14 protein-coding genes, 1 tRNA gene and 1 pseudogene are annotated in these 14,292 nt (G+C 69.2%); 6 read left to right on the top strand and 10 right to left on the bottom strand.

What is annotated here, in order from left to right; translation table 11 throughout:
- Positions 1–48 precede the first annotated feature (48 nt).
- The gene (gene uvrA, locus AC1RRS_RS19520; protein WP_492856563.1) at positions 49–2,958 is read right to left on the bottom strand and encodes an excinuclease ABC subunit UvrA; all 2,910 of its coding nucleotides are present in this window, start codon (positions 2,956–2,958) and stop codon (positions 49–51) included.
- A 258-nt stretch (positions 2,959–3,216) separates the two neighbouring features.
- Here uvrA and AC1RRS_RS19515 point away from each other — a divergent pair, with 258 nt between their 5' ends.
- The 3 genes from AC1RRS_RS19515 to AC1RRS_RS19505 all read left to right on the top strand — a co-directional run bounded on the left by AC1RRS_RS19515 (position 3,217) and on the right by AC1RRS_RS19505 (position 6,929).
- Entirely contained in the window at positions 3,217–3,888 is a 672-nt protein-coding gene (locus AC1RRS_RS19515) for a hypothetical protein (RefSeq protein WP_492856562.1), read from the top strand.
- Positions 3,889–4,083: 195 nt separating this feature from the next.
- Positions 4,084–5,220, top strand: a complete 1,137-nt coding sequence (locus AC1RRS_RS19510; protein ID WP_492856561.1) for a hypothetical protein — start codon at positions 4,084–4,086, stop codon at positions 5,218–5,220.
- A 128-nt stretch (positions 5,221–5,348) separates the two neighbouring features.
- On the top strand, positions 5,349–6,929 hold the full coding sequence (locus AC1RRS_RS19505; protein ID WP_492856560.1) for an ABC-F family ATP-binding cassette domain-containing protein: 1,581 nt from the start codon (positions 5,349–5,351) through the stop codon (positions 6,927–6,929).
- Between the two features lie 164 nt (positions 6,930–7,093).
- Here the strand turns inward: AC1RRS_RS19505 and AC1RRS_RS19500 are convergent, their stop codons facing one another.
- The 3 genes from AC1RRS_RS19500 to AC1RRS_RS19490 form a co-directional block, all read right to left on the bottom strand.
- Positions 7,094–7,582, bottom strand: a complete 489-nt coding sequence (locus tag AC1RRS_RS19500) for a nucleoside 2-deoxyribosyltransferase domain-containing protein (RefSeq protein WP_492856559.1) — start codon at positions 7,580–7,582, stop codon at positions 7,094–7,096.
- 77 nt (positions 7,583–7,659) lie between these two features.
- Complete coding sequence (locus tag AC1RRS_RS19495) at positions 7,660–8,370, bottom strand: alpha/beta hydrolase (protein WP_492856558.1); 711 nt, start codon at positions 8,368–8,370, stop codon at positions 7,660–7,662.
- Positions 8,371–8,397: 27 nt separating this feature from the next.
- Positions 8,398–8,487: transfer RNA gene (locus tag AC1RRS_RS19490), tRNA-Ser, on the bottom strand.
- A 160-nt stretch (positions 8,488–8,647) separates the two neighbouring features.
- On the opposite strand from AC1RRS_RS19490, the gene msrA reads away from it, so the two are divergent.
- The 3 genes and pseudogenes from msrA to AC1RRS_RS19475 form a co-directional block, all read left to right on the top strand.
- Positions 8,648–9,298, top strand: coding sequence for a peptide-methionine (S)-S-oxide reductase MsrA (gene msrA / locus AC1RRS_RS19485; RefSeq protein WP_492856557.1), 651 nt, complete (start codon positions 8,648–8,650; stop codon positions 9,296–9,298).
- Positions 9,298–9,648, top strand: a complete 351-nt coding sequence (locus AC1RRS_RS19480; protein ID WP_492856556.1) for an MmcQ/YjbR family DNA-binding protein — start codon at positions 9,298–9,300, stop codon at positions 9,646–9,648. Before msrA ends, AC1RRS_RS19480 begins: the two co-directional genes overlap by 1 nt.
- 134 nt (positions 9,649–9,782) lie before the next feature.
- Positions 9,783–9,863: pseudogene (locus tag AC1RRS_RS19475) on the top strand (hypothetical protein); the annotation flags it as partial.
- A 22-nt stretch (positions 9,864–9,885) separates the two neighbouring features.
- Here AC1RRS_RS19475 and AC1RRS_RS19470 read toward each other — a convergent pair.
- From AC1RRS_RS19470 to AC1RRS_RS19445, 6 genes are all read right to left on the bottom strand, one after another.
- The gene (locus tag AC1RRS_RS19470; protein ID WP_110118491.1) at positions 9,886–10,635 is read right to left on the bottom strand and encodes a DUF599 domain-containing protein; all 750 of its coding nucleotides are present in this window, start codon (positions 10,633–10,635) and stop codon (positions 9,886–9,888) included.
- A 60-nt stretch (positions 10,636–10,695) separates the two neighbouring features.
- Positions 10,696–12,153, bottom strand: coding sequence for an MFS transporter (locus tag AC1RRS_RS19465; RefSeq protein ID WP_492856555.1), 1,458 nt, complete (start codon positions 12,151–12,153; stop codon positions 10,696–10,698).
- Positions 12,154–12,267: 114 nt separating this feature from the next.
- Complete coding sequence (locus AC1RRS_RS19460; protein WP_110118489.1) at positions 12,268–12,423, bottom strand: DUF3309 family protein; 156 nt, start codon at positions 12,421–12,423, stop codon at positions 12,268–12,270.
- A gap of 98 nt (positions 12,424–12,521) precedes the next feature.
- Positions 12,522–12,914: a DUF983 domain-containing protein gene (locus tag AC1RRS_RS19455; protein ID WP_110118488.1), complete on the bottom strand. Its 393-nt coding sequence runs from the start codon at positions 12,912–12,914 to the stop codon at positions 12,522–12,524.
- A gap of 298 nt (positions 12,915–13,212) precedes the next feature.
- Positions 13,213–13,350, bottom strand: coding sequence for an entericidin A/B family lipoprotein (locus AC1RRS_RS19450; RefSeq protein ID WP_487289039.1), 138 nt, complete (start codon positions 13,348–13,350; stop codon positions 13,213–13,215).
- Positions 13,351–13,459: 109 nt separating this feature from the next.
- Positions 13,460–14,197, bottom strand: coding sequence for a beta/gamma crystallin-related protein (locus tag AC1RRS_RS19445; RefSeq protein ID WP_492856554.1), 738 nt, complete (start codon positions 14,195–14,197; stop codon positions 13,460–13,462).
- Positions 14,198–14,292 lie beyond the last annotated feature (95 nt).

The following is a 14,292-nucleotide window of genomic DNA, read 5'->3' as shown; positions in this document are numbered from 1 at the left end:
ACCCGCCGCCCTTTGTTGTTTCAAGCTCGCTTCAGGCGGACGCCCTGATCAGGCCCGCTTGGTCTTCTTCAGTTCGCCCACCCGCGCCAAGCGGCGTTCTTCGTGGCGATCGAGCAGTTCCTTCAGGTACTTGCCGGTCCAGCTGGCCTCGACCTTGGCCACGTCCTGGGGCGAGCCCACGGCGACGATCTCGCCCCCGCCGTCGCCGCCTTCCGGACCGAAGTCCAGCAGCCAGTCGGCGGTCTTCACCACGTCGAGGTTATGTTCGATGACGACCACGGTGTTGCCCTGGTCGACCAGCTCGTGCAGCACCTCCAAGAGCTTCTTGGTGTCCTCGAAGTGAAGCCCCGTCGTGGGCTCGTCGAGGATGTAGAGCGTGCGGCCGGTGGCGCGCTTGGAAAGCTCCTTGGACAGCTTCACCCGCTGGGCCTCGCCGCCCGACAGGGTCGTCGCCTGCTGGCCCACCTTGATGTAGCTGAGGCCCACGCGCTTGAGGGTCTCCATCTTGTCGCGGATCGGCGGCACGGCCTTGAAGAAGTCGGCGGCCTCTTCCACCGTCATGTCCAGCACGTCGGCGATGGTCTTGCCCTTGAACAGCACGTCCAGGGTCTCGCGGTTGTAGCGCTTACCCTTGCAGATATCGCAGGTGACGTAGACGTCGGGCAGGAAGTGCATCTCGATCTTGATGACGCCGTCGCCCTGGCAGGCCTCGCAGCGGCCGCCCTTGACGTTGAAGCTGAAGCGACCCGGGCCGTAGCCGCGCGCCTTGCTCTCCGGCAGCTGGGCGAACCAGTCGCGGATCGGGCCGAAGGCGCCCGTGTAAGTCGCCGGGTTCGAGCGCGGGGTGCGGCCGATCGGCGATTGATCGATGTCGATGACCTTGTCGAAGTTCTCCAGCCCCTCGATCCGCTCGTGCGCCGCCGGAGCGTCGCTGGCGTTGTTCAGGCGGCGCGCGGCGGCCTTGTAGAGGGTCTCGATCGTGAAGGTCGACTTGCCGCCGCCCGAGACGCCGGTGATGCAGGTGAAGGTGCCCACGGGGATTTCGCCGGTGACCTCCTTCAGATTGTTGCCCTTGGCGCCGATGACCTTCAGCATCTTCTTCTTGTTGATCGGCCGGCGCTCTTCCGGCACGGCGATCTCGCGCGCGCCGGTCAGGTACTGGCCGGTGACGCTGGCCGGATTGGCCATGATCTCTTCCGGCTTGCCCTCGGCGACGATCTCGCCGCCGTGGACGCCGGCGGCCGGGCCCATGTCGATCACGTAGTCGGCGGTGAGGATGGCCTCCTCGTCGTGCTCGACGACCAGCACCGAGTTGCCGAGGTCCCGCAGCCCTTGCAGCGATTGCAGCAGGCGGGTGTTGTCGCGCTGGTGCAGGCCGATCGACGGCTCGTCGAGCACGTAGAGCACGCCGGTCAGGCCGCTGCCGATCTGGCTGGCCAGGCGGATGCGCTGGCTCTCGCCGCCCGACAGCGTGCCCGAGCCGCGCGACAGGTTGAGGTAGTCGAGGCCGACGTCGACCAGGAACCGCAGGCGATCGTTGATCTCCTTCAGGATCCGCCGGGCGATCTCCAGCTGCTTGTCGGTCAGGTGGCCTTCCAGCGCCGTGAACCAGTCGCGGGCCGGGCGGATGGCCAGGTTCGAGACGGCGGCGATGTCCAGGCCATGCACCTTCACGGCCAGGGCCTCGGGCTTCAGGCGCTTGCCGCCGCAGGCCTCGCAAGGGGTGTCGGACTGATAGCGGCCGAGTTCTTCACGCACCCAGCTGCTGTCGGTCTCGCGCCAGCGGCGCTCCAGGTTCGGCAGCACGCCCTCGAAGGGCTTGTCGACCTCGTACTTGCGGGCGTTGTCGTCGTAGGTGAACTTGATCTTCTCGCCCTTGGAGCCGTTCAGCACCACGGTCCGGGCCTTTTCCGGCAGCTTGTACCAGGGCTCGTCCATCGAGAAGCCGTAGTGGCGCGCCAGGGCCTGCAGGGTCTGGGTGTAGAGCGGCGAGGGACCCTTGGCCCAGGGCGCGACGGCGCCCTTGTGCAGGGTCTTGTCCTTGTCCGGGATGATCAGGTCGGCGTCGAAGGCCAGCTTCGCGCCCAGGCCGTCGCAGGTGGGGCAGGCGCCGGCCGGATTGTTGAACGAGAACAGGCGCGGCTCGATCTCGGCGATGGTGAAGCCGCTGACCGGGCAGGCGAAGCGTTCGGAGAACAGCAGCCGCTTGGGCTCCTTCTCGCCCTCGTCGATCGTCGCCCATTCGGCCACCGCGAGGCCGTCAGCCAGGCGCAGGGCCTGTTCGAGGGAGTCGGCCAGGCGCTGCTCCATGCCGGCCTTGGTCACCACGCGGTCCACGACCACGTCGATGTCGTGCTTGAACTTCTTGTCGAGGGCCGGGGCGTCCTCGATCGGATAGTACTCGCCGTCGATCTTCAGCCGCTGGAAGCCGGCCTTCTGCCACTCGGCGATCTCCTTGCGGTACTCGCCCTTGCGGTCGCGCACGACCGGGGCCAGCAGATAGAGGCGCGTGCCTTCGGGCAGGACGGTGATCTTGTCGACCATCTGGCTGATGGTCTGGCTCTCGATCGGCAGGCCGGTGGCGGGCGAATAGGGCACCCCGACCCGCGCCCACAGCAGGCGCATGTAGTCGTGGATCTCGGTCACCGTGCCGACGGTCGAGCGCGGGTTGCGCGACGTGGTCTTCTGCTCGATCGAGATGGCTGGCGACAGGCCCTCGATCAGGTCCACGTCCGGCTTGCTCATCAGCTCGAGGAACTGGCGGGCGTAGGCCGACAGGCTCTCGACATAGCGGCGCTGGCCCTCGGCATAAATGGTGTCGAAAGCCAGCGAGCTCTTGCCCGAGCCCGACAGGCCGGTCAGCACGACCAGCTCGCCGCGCGGAATGTCGACGCTGACGTCCTTGAGATTGTGCTCGCGGGCGCCGCGGACGCGGATGAAGTTCAGTTGCTCGGCCATGGTGTCCGGAACGCTCGAAGGTCGGATTGGGAGCCACGCGCGAGGCGCGGCGCAGCGGCTATATGTAGGGCGCTGGCGCGGCATTAACACAAGAACAACATGCGAACAAACGCCGCAGCCATCCTGCTGCCAGTCCTGCTGACATCAGATGTCAGCAGGAGGCGCTTTCGAGGGCGCAAAGCGGGCGCCGCGCGGTCGAATTTCGGACGCCATCGAAGCGCGAGCATTCGTCGTCAGGGCAATCTTCGGTGGCGGGCGATGGGGCGGGGACGACGCGAGGTCGGACGATGGGCGCTTGCGGCCCCGGCGGGTCTGGCCGCCAACCTGCTGCTGATCGGCCTGCTGTCGCTGGTCGAGCGCGCGCCGCCGCCGGTCGAGCCGCCGGCCATGCTGATCGAGCTCGATCGGACGGAGGAGGAAGACCCGCCGCCCGCGCCGAAACGGGCGGCTAGAACGTCGTCCGCCCCTTCAGCGCTCAGCGCTTCCGTACCTCGGACCAGCCCCGACGGCGTCGCGTCCGCCGCGACGGGCGAAGGTGAGGGCGCGCCGTCGGCCGGTTCGCCCGGCCCCGCCGCGCCGCCGATCGACCCCGCCTGGCGGGTCGATCCCCGGGCCGTCGATCGCTGGAAGCTGACGGAAGGCAATCCGGACTTCCGCTGGGGCCGCTACCACCGGGCCTGCAAGGGCCTCAGCAGCGAGCACCTGACCGACGAGGAGAAGGACAAGTGCTGGGGCAGTCTCGCCGCCAAGGCCCCGTCGCCGCGGATGGGACCCGTGGGCCGTCCCGCCCCGCCGCCCGCGAAGTTCGTGCCCCGCGGCCTGCCGCCGCCCCCGCCGCCCTTCGCCGAAGACGCCCGCAAGCAGGCCCGCTGCGGCGCCTATCGCGCCGGCCGCGCCGAGCAGCCGCGCCTGCGCGACGGGATCTGCTGATTTTCAGCTAACCCATGGCTTCAGTGCTTCGATCTTAGCAATTCATGGTTGCAATAAATTCGAGATAACGTCACTATTCGAAAACGCCGTGGCGCACTCCTGTTCGCGCCGAAACGGCGGGCGTTTCCGACATTGTTTTCATGAGCATGATGCTGGGGGGCTGGCATGCGGAAAGCACTTTCACGCGCGTGTGTCGTGGCGATCGCGGCCTGGCTGGCGCCGGCGGCGGTCATGGCCGCTTCGACCAAGCCGACGGTCAAGATCGTCGGCGAGGTGACGATCACCTTCGGCGCGGACGGCTCGATGTCGGTCAAGACCGGCGAGGGCGCGGTGACCACGTTCGGCGAGGCCTCCGACGCGACGCCGGTCGCGGTCAAGCCCGCCGCCGTCAAGCCGACGGCCGCCAGGAAGGCGCCCGCGGCGGCGATCAAGGACGCCCCGATCGCTACGGCCCTGCCGCCCTCGGCCATTCAGAAGGCCTCGACCCTTGCGCTCGCGGCTGGCGGTGGCGGCGCCGATCAGGCCCCTCCGGCCGTCGAAACCGGCAGCGGCGGTGGGAACGGCGAGGCGCAGGACGCGGAAAAAGCCACGGTCGAGACGAAAACCACGACCACGACCACGAAGGACGGCGGGACGCCCGAAACGACCGAAGTCGTCGAAACCAAGACGACGACACTCGACAAGAAGAGCGTCGTCGCCGACCTCTATGCCGGCACGGGCGCGCTGGTCAGCGGCAATCTCGGCGGTCGGCGCGCCGACGCCATCAAGTTCATCACCCGCCAGGACGGCGAGGTGCTGGCCCAGGTCCAGAAGTCGGAAGACGTCGACATCCAGATCGCGGTCGAAACCCACTACCTGCTGCGGAACCAGAGCCTTTTCCAGGGGATCAGCGCCGGCAGGAACGCCAAAGACGTCAAAGTCGACAAAGGCGAAGGCCCGAGCAACTGGGCGAGGTGGTGGGACGGCGTAGGCAAGCTCGTGGCCTGCGGTCCGTTCGCCCTCGCCAACGACTCCAGCGGACAGGTGGTGGGCTGCGGTCCGCTGTTCACGGCCGTGCTCGACAGCGACGCCAAGATCGACCAGTTCGGCGTCGGCTGGGCCCTGGGTCTGGGCAAGAAGGAGGGGAGCAATCGCGCGGATTTCGGCGTCGGCATCGGCGTGCTGTTCGACACCGACTCGAAGGTCGTGGATTACCGGATCATCGACAAGGACAGCATGCTGGTCCTGCCGGACTATCGGGACGCCATCAAGGCCGACTCGGCGACCGCCATATCGCCCCTGATCACGCGCCCTTCGGCCAGCGCCTTCGTGATGGTCAGCAAGACGTTCTGAATCGCGGTCGCGCTTGCCCAAGGCCGGCGCGACCTCTACATCGGCTGCTCCACCCCTGATGGAGGCCGCCATGATCAGCCAGACGGAAGACCGCTTCGTCCTTCCCGTTTCCCTGTTCGTGGTTTCCCATGCCTGCCTTCATCACTCTGGACTCCGTTTCCGCCGCCGCGCCTGACGGCCGCGTTCTCTTCGAAAACCTGAACCTGTCGGTCGGCGCCGAGCGCGTCGGCCTGGTCGGTCGCAACGGCGCGGGCAAGTCGACCCTGCTGGCGCTGATCGCCGGCGCGCGGGCGCCCCTGGCCGGGACCATCGCCCGGGTCGGGACGATCGGCGTGCTCGACCAGACGCCCGAGCTTGCGCCGGACGCGATCCTGGCCGATCGCCTGGCCGTCGGGCAGGCCTGGCGGCGGCTCTCGCGCATCGAGGCGGGGCAAGGCGACGACACCGACTTCGCCGAGGCCGACTGGACCCTGCCTGTGCGGCTGGACGAGGCCTTGGCCGAGGTCGGTCTGACCGGCCTCGATCCCGACCGCCCCGCGAGCGCCCTAAGCGGCGGCCAGCAGACCCGCGCGGGTCTCGCCGCCCTGCTGCTGGCCGCGCCCGACCTGATCCTGCTGGACGAGCCGACCAACCACCTCGACGCCCGGGCGCGGGACCTCGTGGCGCTGGTGCTGGCCCGCTGGAAGGGCGGGGCGATCGTCGCCAGCCACGACCGCGCCCTGCTGCGCGGCATGGACCGTATCGTCGAGATCTCCAGCCTGGGCGCGGCCAGCTACGGCGGCGGCTATGACCTCTACACCGAGCGCAAGGCGGCCGAGGTGGAGGCCGCCGGCCGGGCTCTGGACAGCGCCGAGCGCGACGAGCGCCGCGCCGCCCGCGAGGCCCAGGCCGCGCTCGAACGCAAAGCCCGCCGCGACGCCGCCGGCAAGCGCTTCGCCGCCAAGGGCAGCGAGCCCAAGATCCTGCTCGGCGCCCGGGCCGAGCGCGCCGAGAACACCGGCGGCAAGGAACGCCGCCTGGCCGAGCGCTTGCAGTCCGGCGCCCGCGAGGCGGTGGAGAGCGCCGAAAAGCGGGTCGAGCGGGCGCGGACTCTCGGCTTCGATTTGCCGCCCACTGGCCTGCCGGCAGGCCGGCTGGTGCTGTCGATGGAGGACGTCGCCTTCGCCTGGCCCGGTCGTTCGCCGGTGCTCGACGGCGTCAGCCTGCGCCTGGCCGGTCCCGAGCGGGTGGCCGTGCGCGGCCCCAACGGCGCGGGCAAGTCGACCCTGCTGAACCTGGCTGCCGACGTCCTGGCCCCGACGGCGGGAACGGTGACGCGCGGCGTTCCGGCGGTGATGCTCGACCAGTCGCTGGCCATCCTGCGTCCGGACGAGACCCTGCGCGAGGCCTTCCAGCGCCTGCACCCCGCCGCCGACCGCAACGCCGCCCAGGCCGCCCTGGCCCGCTTCCTCTTCCGCAACAGCGCCGCCGACCGGCTGGCGGGGAGCTTGAGCGGCGGCGAGCGTCTGCGCGCGGCCCTGGCCTGCGTGCTCGCGGGCCCGACCCCGCCGCAACTGCTGATCCTCGACGAGCCGACCAACCACCTGGACCTCGACTCGGTGGCGGCCGTGGAGGCTGCGCTGGCGGGCTATGACGGCGCGCTGCTGGTGGTCAGCCACGATCCAGACTTTTTGGCGGGGATCGGGGTGGAGCGGGAGGTGGAGCTGTAGAGAGGAGGTGACGCCTTCTCTCCGTTTCTCACCGGTTCTCTCCGTAAAATCCCCGCGAAAGCGGGGACCCAGGCTTTTTCTGAAACGTGGGGCGCTCGACGATAAAACACCTGGGTCCCCGCTTTCGCGGGGATTTTACGGGAAGAGGTCCCGAGAGCGGTGACCTACCGCTTAACCCGCGCCTTCACCTCGGCGATCAGCGCCTCAAGGCTCTCCACCTGCCTGACCCCATACTTCTCGCCGGTGATGTCGACATTGCCCTTGCGCCAGAAGCCCTCGGGACACAGCACCACCAGCTTCCCCGAGCGCGCGTGCAGGCCCATCTCCAGCAGGCTGATCGGGGCCTGCGAGCCGGGCGTCAGGTACAGCACGATGACGTCGGCGCTCTCCAGGGCGGCCAGTTCCCATTCGACCTGGCGGCGGAACTCGGGCTCGTCGGCGATCGGCTTCCAGGCCGGGTTCCAGTCGGGGCGGCGCGGATTGAGGATGACCACGTCCTGGTCGGCCAGGGCGGCGATCACCTGGGCCTGCCAGTCGACCGCCTTGCCCATGTCGATGCTGCCCCCCAGGAACACGCGCGGCCTGGCGTGATCGGCGGGCAGGGTCTGCGGCGAGGTCACGACGGTGGGGGCGGCCAGGGCGTTGGTCGTCATGCACAGGCTCAGGGCTGCGAGGAGGAGGAGGGCCGGGCGGATCATGCCGCGTCTTTACGCCAGGCGCACCCGCGTGGTCACGCGGTCCGGCGGAGGGCGTCGTTTTCCACGTCGAGGAACCGCCCGGTTTCCAGATAGGCCCGCACCTGCTCGCCCACCCGGGGATTGAAGATCATCAGCGTGTGGGTGACCGGCAGGACGACGTGGGCGCTCATGCCGGCGATGCGCGTCGCCGCCACCGAGACCTTGCCGTCGTTGGGGCGCGGCAGGATCAGCCGGGGCAGGATTGGATCCAGCGCGCGGTCGCCGGCGATGACGCCCAGCTCGAAATCGACGGCGGCGGGCAGGCTGGCGTCGTCCTGCGGCTGCGTCAGCAGGTGGGGCGCCATCGCTCCCAGCGCGATCCGGTTCAGCCGCGCGCGGGAGAGCACATCGGCCCATTCGCTGCCGCCGTTGGGCGGGGCCAGCATGACGACCCGCCCGAGGGGATCGGGCCGCTGCCTGACCAGCAGGGCGCGGGCGACCAGGCTGCCCAGCGAGTGGGCGACAATGTGCAGCGGACCGTCGAAGGACCGCTCGAAGGCGGCGAGTTCGGGCAGCAGGCGGTCCACGACCTTGGGCAGCGGGGCGCGGAAGGAGTAGGTCGGCGCCCAGGTCTCGAAGCCGGCGGCCCTCAGCCGCGCCGCCAGCTTGCCCATCGACCGGCCGGTGCGGCTATGGCCATGCAGGAGCAGCACGCCTTGCCGCGCGCGGCCGTCATCCTGGGTCGTAGGCGCGACTGAGATCATGTGAGGCTTCCCCGCGAGGAAGAGTAGTGGCGGTGAGAGAGGGATTCGAACCCTCGATAGAGTTTCCCCTATACACGCGTTCCAGGCGTGCGCCTTCAACCACTCGGCCACCTCACCAGCGCACTTCGAGTCGGGGGTGGTTGAGACCCCCGGCGCGGGAAGGGGCGCAATATACTCAGGCAGCGACTCGTAGCAAGCGCCGTTACGGGGTGAAAACGGGCCTGCGACGACTTATATCGGGCCTCAAGAAACTCCCGCCTCCGAAAGGCCCCGTCCCATGCTGTTCAAGAAGCTCCTCGAGATGCCGACCATCGACACCGCCCTGCCGGGGCGCGAGGCCGCCATCCCGACCGCCGACGTCCATTTCATCAACGGCCACCCGCTGAAGGGTCCCTATCCGGACGGCCTGGAGACGGCGGTGTTCGCCATGGGCTGCTTCTGGGGCGTCGAGCGGGTGTTCTGGCAGGTCCCGGGCGTCTACGTCACCGCCGCCGGCTACGCTGCGGGCATCACCCCGAACCCGACCTATGAGGAGGTCTGCTCGGGCCGCACTGGTCATACCGAGGTGGTGCTGGTGGTGTTCGACCCCAAGGCCGTCACCTACGAGACCCTGCTGAAGACCTTCTGGGAAAACCACGACCCGACCCAGGGCATGCGCCAGGGCGGCGATATCGGCACCCAGTACCGCTCGGGGATCTATCCGACCAACGACGCCCAGGCCGCCGCGGCCGTGGCGTCGAAGGAGGCCTACCAGCAGGCTCTCAGCGCCAAGGGCCTGGGCGCGATCACCACCGAGATCGCCGCCGCCGGTCCGTTCTACTTCGCCGAGGACTATCACCAGCAGTACCTGGCCAAGAATCCGGGCGGCTATTGCGGCATCGGCGGCACCGGCGTGACCTGCCCGATCGGCGTGGGCGTCGAGGCCTGATGAGCCCTGAGGCCTTCCACAAGGCGGCCATGGCGCTGCCCGCGGCGACCATGACCGTCCAGTGGGGCGACGACCAGGTCTACAAGGTCGGCGGCAAGATGTTCGCCGTCATCGGGACCGGCGTCACCCACGGCGGCGGCGCGTCGTTCAAGGTCTCGGACGTCGCCTACGAGGTGCTGACCGAGACCGGCCGGGCGATCGCCGCGCCTTATCTGGCTCGCGCGAAATGGGTGAAGCTGGAGGATTTGGCGTCGTTCGACGACGCCGAGGTCGCCGACTGGCTGAAGACGGCCCACGCGCTGATCGCGGCCAAGCTGACGAAGAAGGCCAGGGCGGAACTGGGGCTTTAGCCGCTTTGCGGCCCCCCTCAGTCGCTCCGCGACAGCTCCCCCAGAGGGGGAGCATCTTTTCTCCTCCCCCGTGAAACGGGGGAGGGGGACCACGAAGTGGTGGAGGGGGCGAGACTGGGCTCTGTGCCGGCCGTCGCCCCCTCCGTCACGGCGCGTATCCGCACCGCGCCACCTCCCCCGTTGCACGGGGGAGGAGTAGGGAGGTGGCCCGGAGGGCCGGAGGGGGTCCTCCCCGGACTAAATCCGGTCCTCCGGCGGATCGCCCGCCAGACCCCGCATGTGCGGGCCATGCACCACTGGTTGACGCTCGAGGATCTGGCGCACCTTGCGCACCGCCACCGAGGCGCGGCTGCGGCGCTGGCGCCAGACCAGCAGCACCAGGGCCCCGAGGCTGGCGGCCAGGAAGGCGTAGGGGCCCAGAAGCCAGGCCGCCGCCGCCAGGGCGAAGTAGTAGCCGCGCACCCCGGCGTTGAAGGCCGACAGGGCCGGGTTGAGGATGCCGCCGGCGGCCTCGGCGTATTCGGCCAGCACGCTGGGCGGCGCCCACATCGGCGTCGCGCCGATCGCGGCCAGGCAGTAGTTCATCTGGCGCAGCGCCCAGATGAAGTCGAGCAGCCCCCGGGCCAGGGTGAACAGCACCAGACCCAGCTTGACCTGGAACATCCAGGGGGCGGTCTTTTCCAGCACCTGCAGGCCCTCGACGCTCTTCAGCGCCGCGTCGCCGCCGAACAGTACGCCGGCCGCCGCCGCGATCAGGATCAGGTTCGACGAGGCGAAGAAGCTGGCCGAGTTGATGGCGTGGCCCAGGAGTTGGCCGTCCAGCAGGGCGACCTCGCGCACCGCCATCTCGGACATCCACCGGCGGCGGATCACCGTCATGTCGGTGTTGATCAGGTTCTTGCCCTGTCCCAGTCGCCGCAGCAGCGGCTCGTAGAACAGCCAGGCGAAGACGAAGAGGCCAAGGGCCAGGATGTCGAGAATCGGCATGGGCAACGCTGTTGGGGAAACGGGAGTCTACGACAGGGGATATCGGGGCGAGCGCCGGGGTCAATCCTCGGCGATGAGACTATGTCTTGCGGTGTCACGCAGCAGGATCGAGACCACCAGGCCCACGGTCATGATCGCGGCGACATAGAGGTAGAAGCCGCTCTCGACATGGGCGTGCTTGAAGGCCAGGGCGACCATCTCCGCGGTGCCGCCGAACAGCACGTTGGCCACGGCGTAGGGCAGGGCCACGCCCAGGGCGCGCACGTGGGCGGGAAACAGCTCGGCCTTCACCACGGCGCTGATGGCGGTATAGGCCGACTGGAAGGTCATGCCGGCGACGATCAGCGACAGGGCCACCGGCACGGAGTCGGTGGCGGCGATGCCGCTCATGATCGGCCAGATGGTCAGGGCCCCGCCGGCGAAGGCGGCGATCAGCATCGGCTTGCGGCCCAGCCGGTCCGACAGCCAGCCGGCCAGCGGCTGCAGCAGCATGAAGACGATCATGCTGATGGCGCTGATCTCCGAGGCCTGGGCCTTGTCGAACCCGGCCGTGTTGACCAGGAACTTCTGCATGTAGGTGGTGTAGACGTAGAAGGTCAGCGAGCCGCCGGCGGTCAGACCCATGATCATCAGGGTCTCGCGCGGGTGGCGGCGCATCAGCGGCGCGATCAGGGTGGCGAAGAAGCCGACCAGGAAGACGCCCGCCAGCACCTGCGGCACGAGGCCCGGCCTGGCCAGGATCCAGCCGCCGGCCGCCAGGGTCAGGCCGAAGAACAGCAAGGCGAGATTGCGCTGGGCCGCGCCGATGCGCTCGGCCGGCTTGTCGGCGGTCTTGAACGAGACGCTCTCATCCAGGCCCCGCCGGATCCAGAACACGACGACGGCCAGGCCCGCGCCGATCACGAACGGAATGCGCCAGCCCCAGGCGGCCAGGTCCTCCTTGGCCAGGGTCCGTTGCAGCACGATCAGCACCGCCAGCGCGATCAGCTGGCCGGCGATCAGCGTCACATAGTGGAAGCTGGACCAGAAGCCGCGATGCCGCTTGCCGGCCATCTCGCTCATATAGGTGGCGCTGGCACCGTACTCGCCGCCGACCGACAGGCCCTGCAGCACGCGGGCGACCAGCAGCACGGCCGGCGCGAACAGGCCGATGGTCTTGAAGTCCGGCGTCAGGGCGATGATCAGGGCGCCGGCGCACATCAGCGACACCGAGACGCTCAGCGCCGCGCGCCGTCCGGCCCGGTCGGCGTAGTGGCCCATCAGCCAGGCGCCGACGGGGCGCGCCACGAACCCCAGGAAGAACACCGCCGCCGCCTGCAGCAGCTGAACGGTCTGGTCGCCCTTCGGAAAGAAGTGCGGCGCGAAATAGAGGGTGAAGGCGGCGTAGGCGAACCAGTCGTACCATTCGACCAGGTTGCCGGCCGAGCCGCCGAGGATGGCCCGCGCGCGGGCGCCCGCCGAGAGCGATGGGGCCGAGGGGGGCGCAGGCTGGTCCTGCGGCGCGACGGCGTCGGTCATCCCTGGTTCCCCCTGTCGGCCCCCTTCCTGGGTTGGGCGGCCGTTAGGGAGACCTTAGGTCAAGACGCCGTCGCGCTCAAAGTCCCCTTTGGGGCGGGCTTTCAGCGGGCGTCGTCAGATCCTGCCGATGAGCACCAGGATGATGATGATCACCAGCACGAGGCCGAGACCGCCGCTGGGGAAATAGCCCCACGAACGGCTGTGGCCCCAGGTGGGCAGGGCGCCGACCAGCGCCAGGATCAGGATGATGATGAGGATCGTGCCGAGCATTCGCGTCTCCCAGATGGCCGGGCCAGCCGCGTTCGGCGCCCTGGCTTAGGGGGAGGGAATGCCGTCCGTGCGGCGACGGTTCCGCCTGGCCTGGGCGGTCAGCCGCCGGCGGCGTCCTCGGGCTTGCGCAGGCCGTTGGCCCAAAGGGCCCCGATCACCGCGCCCTTGACGCGCGGCAGCAGCAGCAGGGTCAGGCCGGCCAGCGGCAGGATGGTCAGCGGCGCGACCAGCCACGGCGAGGCCTGCCAGATGAACGGGAACAGCAGCAGCGGCGCGACGAACAGGTGGCCGATGATCAGGATCGTGAAATAGGCCGGGCCGTCATCGGCCGGATAGGCCGCCAGGTGATGGCCGCAGACCTCGCAGTCGAACTCGACCTTCAGATAGCGCGAATAGAGCCGCCCCTCGCCGCAGTTGGGGCAACGGTGGCGGACGCCGCGCTTCATGCCGGTCAGGACGCTGGGTACGGGTCGGTCGGTCATGGCGTCCATATGGCTCCGGCGCCGCTTTGTGCAAATAGCACTTTCGGTCGCATGTGCGCTTTGGAAGCAGATATTGCGCCCCTGAATGGGCGACTACCGAAAGAATTCATCCTCCGCGTTCATCGCGCGCGAATGAACTGTTCGGCAGGGTTAATGAAACGCCGCTTCCGGTTAAGCTTGATATGATGAACGAGGTCGCCGGAGTTTACTTGCCGTGACAATGGCAAAACTGGCGCGTCATTGCGGCCAGTATGTGGCGCGCGTCGCTCAGGGCGACGCGCGCCGGATCTGCTGCTGAGAGCGGAGCCTAGTGCTTGGCGTCGCTGGCGGCGCCGGTGACGGCGCGGCCAGCGGCCGAGACGTCGCGGCCCACGCCCTCGACGGTGTTGCAGGCCGAGACCAGCAGGGCGGCCGCGGCGGCGGCCAGGACGACGAACTTGCGCATGGAAAATCTCATGGTGGAAAAAGGCGCGCGGAGCTTAGCCGCCCCGCGCGCCGCTTCAAGGTCGAGTTTACGACGGAAGGATCAGCGCCGAAGGATCAGCGCCCAGAAATCAGCGGATGCGGCGGATCGAGCTGACGCGGTCGTTCATCTCGCCCGAGAACAGGCTGATGTCCGACGAGATCCGCCAGCAGCGGCCGCGATAGTTGATGTCGTCGCACAGCTCCCATTCGCCGCGGCCGACCCGGATGGCCGAGGCGCGGTCGTTGAAGCCGAAGGCGCCGAGGTCGGCGATGTCGCCGTCGACGTTGACGGCGCGGCCGCGATAGCCGGCGTCCTCGAACAGCACGGCCTGGCCGCGTCCGCCGCCCGGGCCGCCGGGACCGCCCGGACCACCAGAGCCGCCGAAGCACACCAGGCGGCCGTTCTGGTTGGTCATGTCGCCTCGGCATTCGGCGCTGGCGCTGGTCCAGTTCCAGCGGCCGCGATCATCGCGGCACTGGGCGGTGAGCTCGCGGCCGCGAACCGAGGCGTCGCGGCAGCTTTCCAGGTAGGAGCCGCGCGGCAGGGTTCCGGGGCGGCCGCTGCCCGACAGGCAGGTCAGGCGGCCGTTCTGGTTGGTCATGTCGCCGCGGCAGTCGGCGCTGGCGGTGCTCCACACCCACTGGCCGCGATTGTCGCGGCACTGGGCGCTGATCTCGCCGCGGCGCAGCTGCACGTCGCGGCAGCTGTCCTGGTAGGAGCCGCGCGGCGTGTCGGGGCGGCCGTAGCCGCGGTCCTGGGCGGCGGCCGGGGCGGCTGCGGCGGCGAGGGCGCCGGCGGCGGCGATGAGGGCGAGGGCGGCGCGCATGGCGAAGTCTCCCGGTTCTGGCGGCCTTTCGCCGCCCGTTGTTCGTTGAGGCCAAGCTAGCCGCAACCGCCGTGAACGCCACCTGAATGGCGCCC

The sequence above is a fragment of the Caulobacter sp. GW821-FHT12A07 genome, assembly GCF_058807655.1.
Note: the sequence above shows the minus strand (reverse complement) of the source record. Positions and strands in the feature narration are given on the sequence as shown.

Excerpts from the sequence above, each read along its gene's own strand:
- uvrA (WP_492856563.1), bottom strand. The coding sequence starts at position 2,958 with ATGGCCGAGCAACTGAACTTCATCCGCGTCCGCGGCGCCCGCGAGCAC.
- AC1RRS_RS19515 (WP_492856562.1), top strand. The coding sequence starts at position 3,217 with ATGGGGCGGGGACGACGCGAGGTCGGACGATGGGCGCTTGCGGCCCCG.
- AC1RRS_RS19505 (WP_492856560.1), top strand. The coding sequence starts at position 5,349 with ATGCCTGCCTTCATCACTCTGGACTCCGTTTCCGCCGCCGCGCCTGAC.
- AC1RRS_RS19500 (WP_492856559.1), bottom strand. The coding sequence starts at position 7,582 with ATGACGACCAACGCCCTGGCCGCCCCCACCGTCGTGACCTCGCCGCAG.
- AC1RRS_RS19495 (WP_492856558.1), bottom strand. The coding sequence starts at position 8,370 with ATGATCTCAGTCGCGCCTACGACCCAGGATGACGGCCGCGCGCGGCAA.
- msrA (WP_492856557.1), top strand. The coding sequence starts at position 8,648 with ATGCTGTTCAAGAAGCTCCTCGAGATGCCGACCATCGACACCGCCCTG.
- AC1RRS_RS19480 (WP_492856556.1), top strand. The coding sequence starts at position 9,298 with ATGAGCCCTGAGGCCTTCCACAAGGCGGCCATGGCGCTGCCCGCGGCG.
- AC1RRS_RS19470 (WP_110118491.1), bottom strand. The coding sequence starts at position 10,635 with ATGCCGATTCTCGACATCCTGGCCCTTGGCCTCTTCGTCTTCGCCTGG.
- AC1RRS_RS19465 (WP_492856555.1), bottom strand. The coding sequence starts at position 12,153 with ATGACCGACGCCGTCGCGCCGCAGGACCAGCCTGCGCCCCCCTCGGCC.
- AC1RRS_RS19460 (WP_110118489.1), bottom strand. The coding sequence starts at position 12,423 with ATGCTCGGCACGATCCTCATCATCATCCTGATCCTGGCGCTGGTCGGC.
- AC1RRS_RS19455 (WP_110118488.1), bottom strand. The coding sequence starts at position 12,914 with ATGGACGCCATGACCGACCGACCCGTACCCAGCGTCCTGACCGGCATG.
- AC1RRS_RS19450 (WP_487289039.1), bottom strand. The coding sequence starts at position 13,350 with ATGCGCAAGTTCGTCGTCCTGGCCGCCGCCGCGGCCGCCCTGCTGGTC.
- AC1RRS_RS19445 (WP_492856554.1), bottom strand. The coding sequence starts at position 14,197 with ATGCGCGCCGCCCTCGCCCTCATCGCCGCCGCCGGCGCCCTCGCCGCC.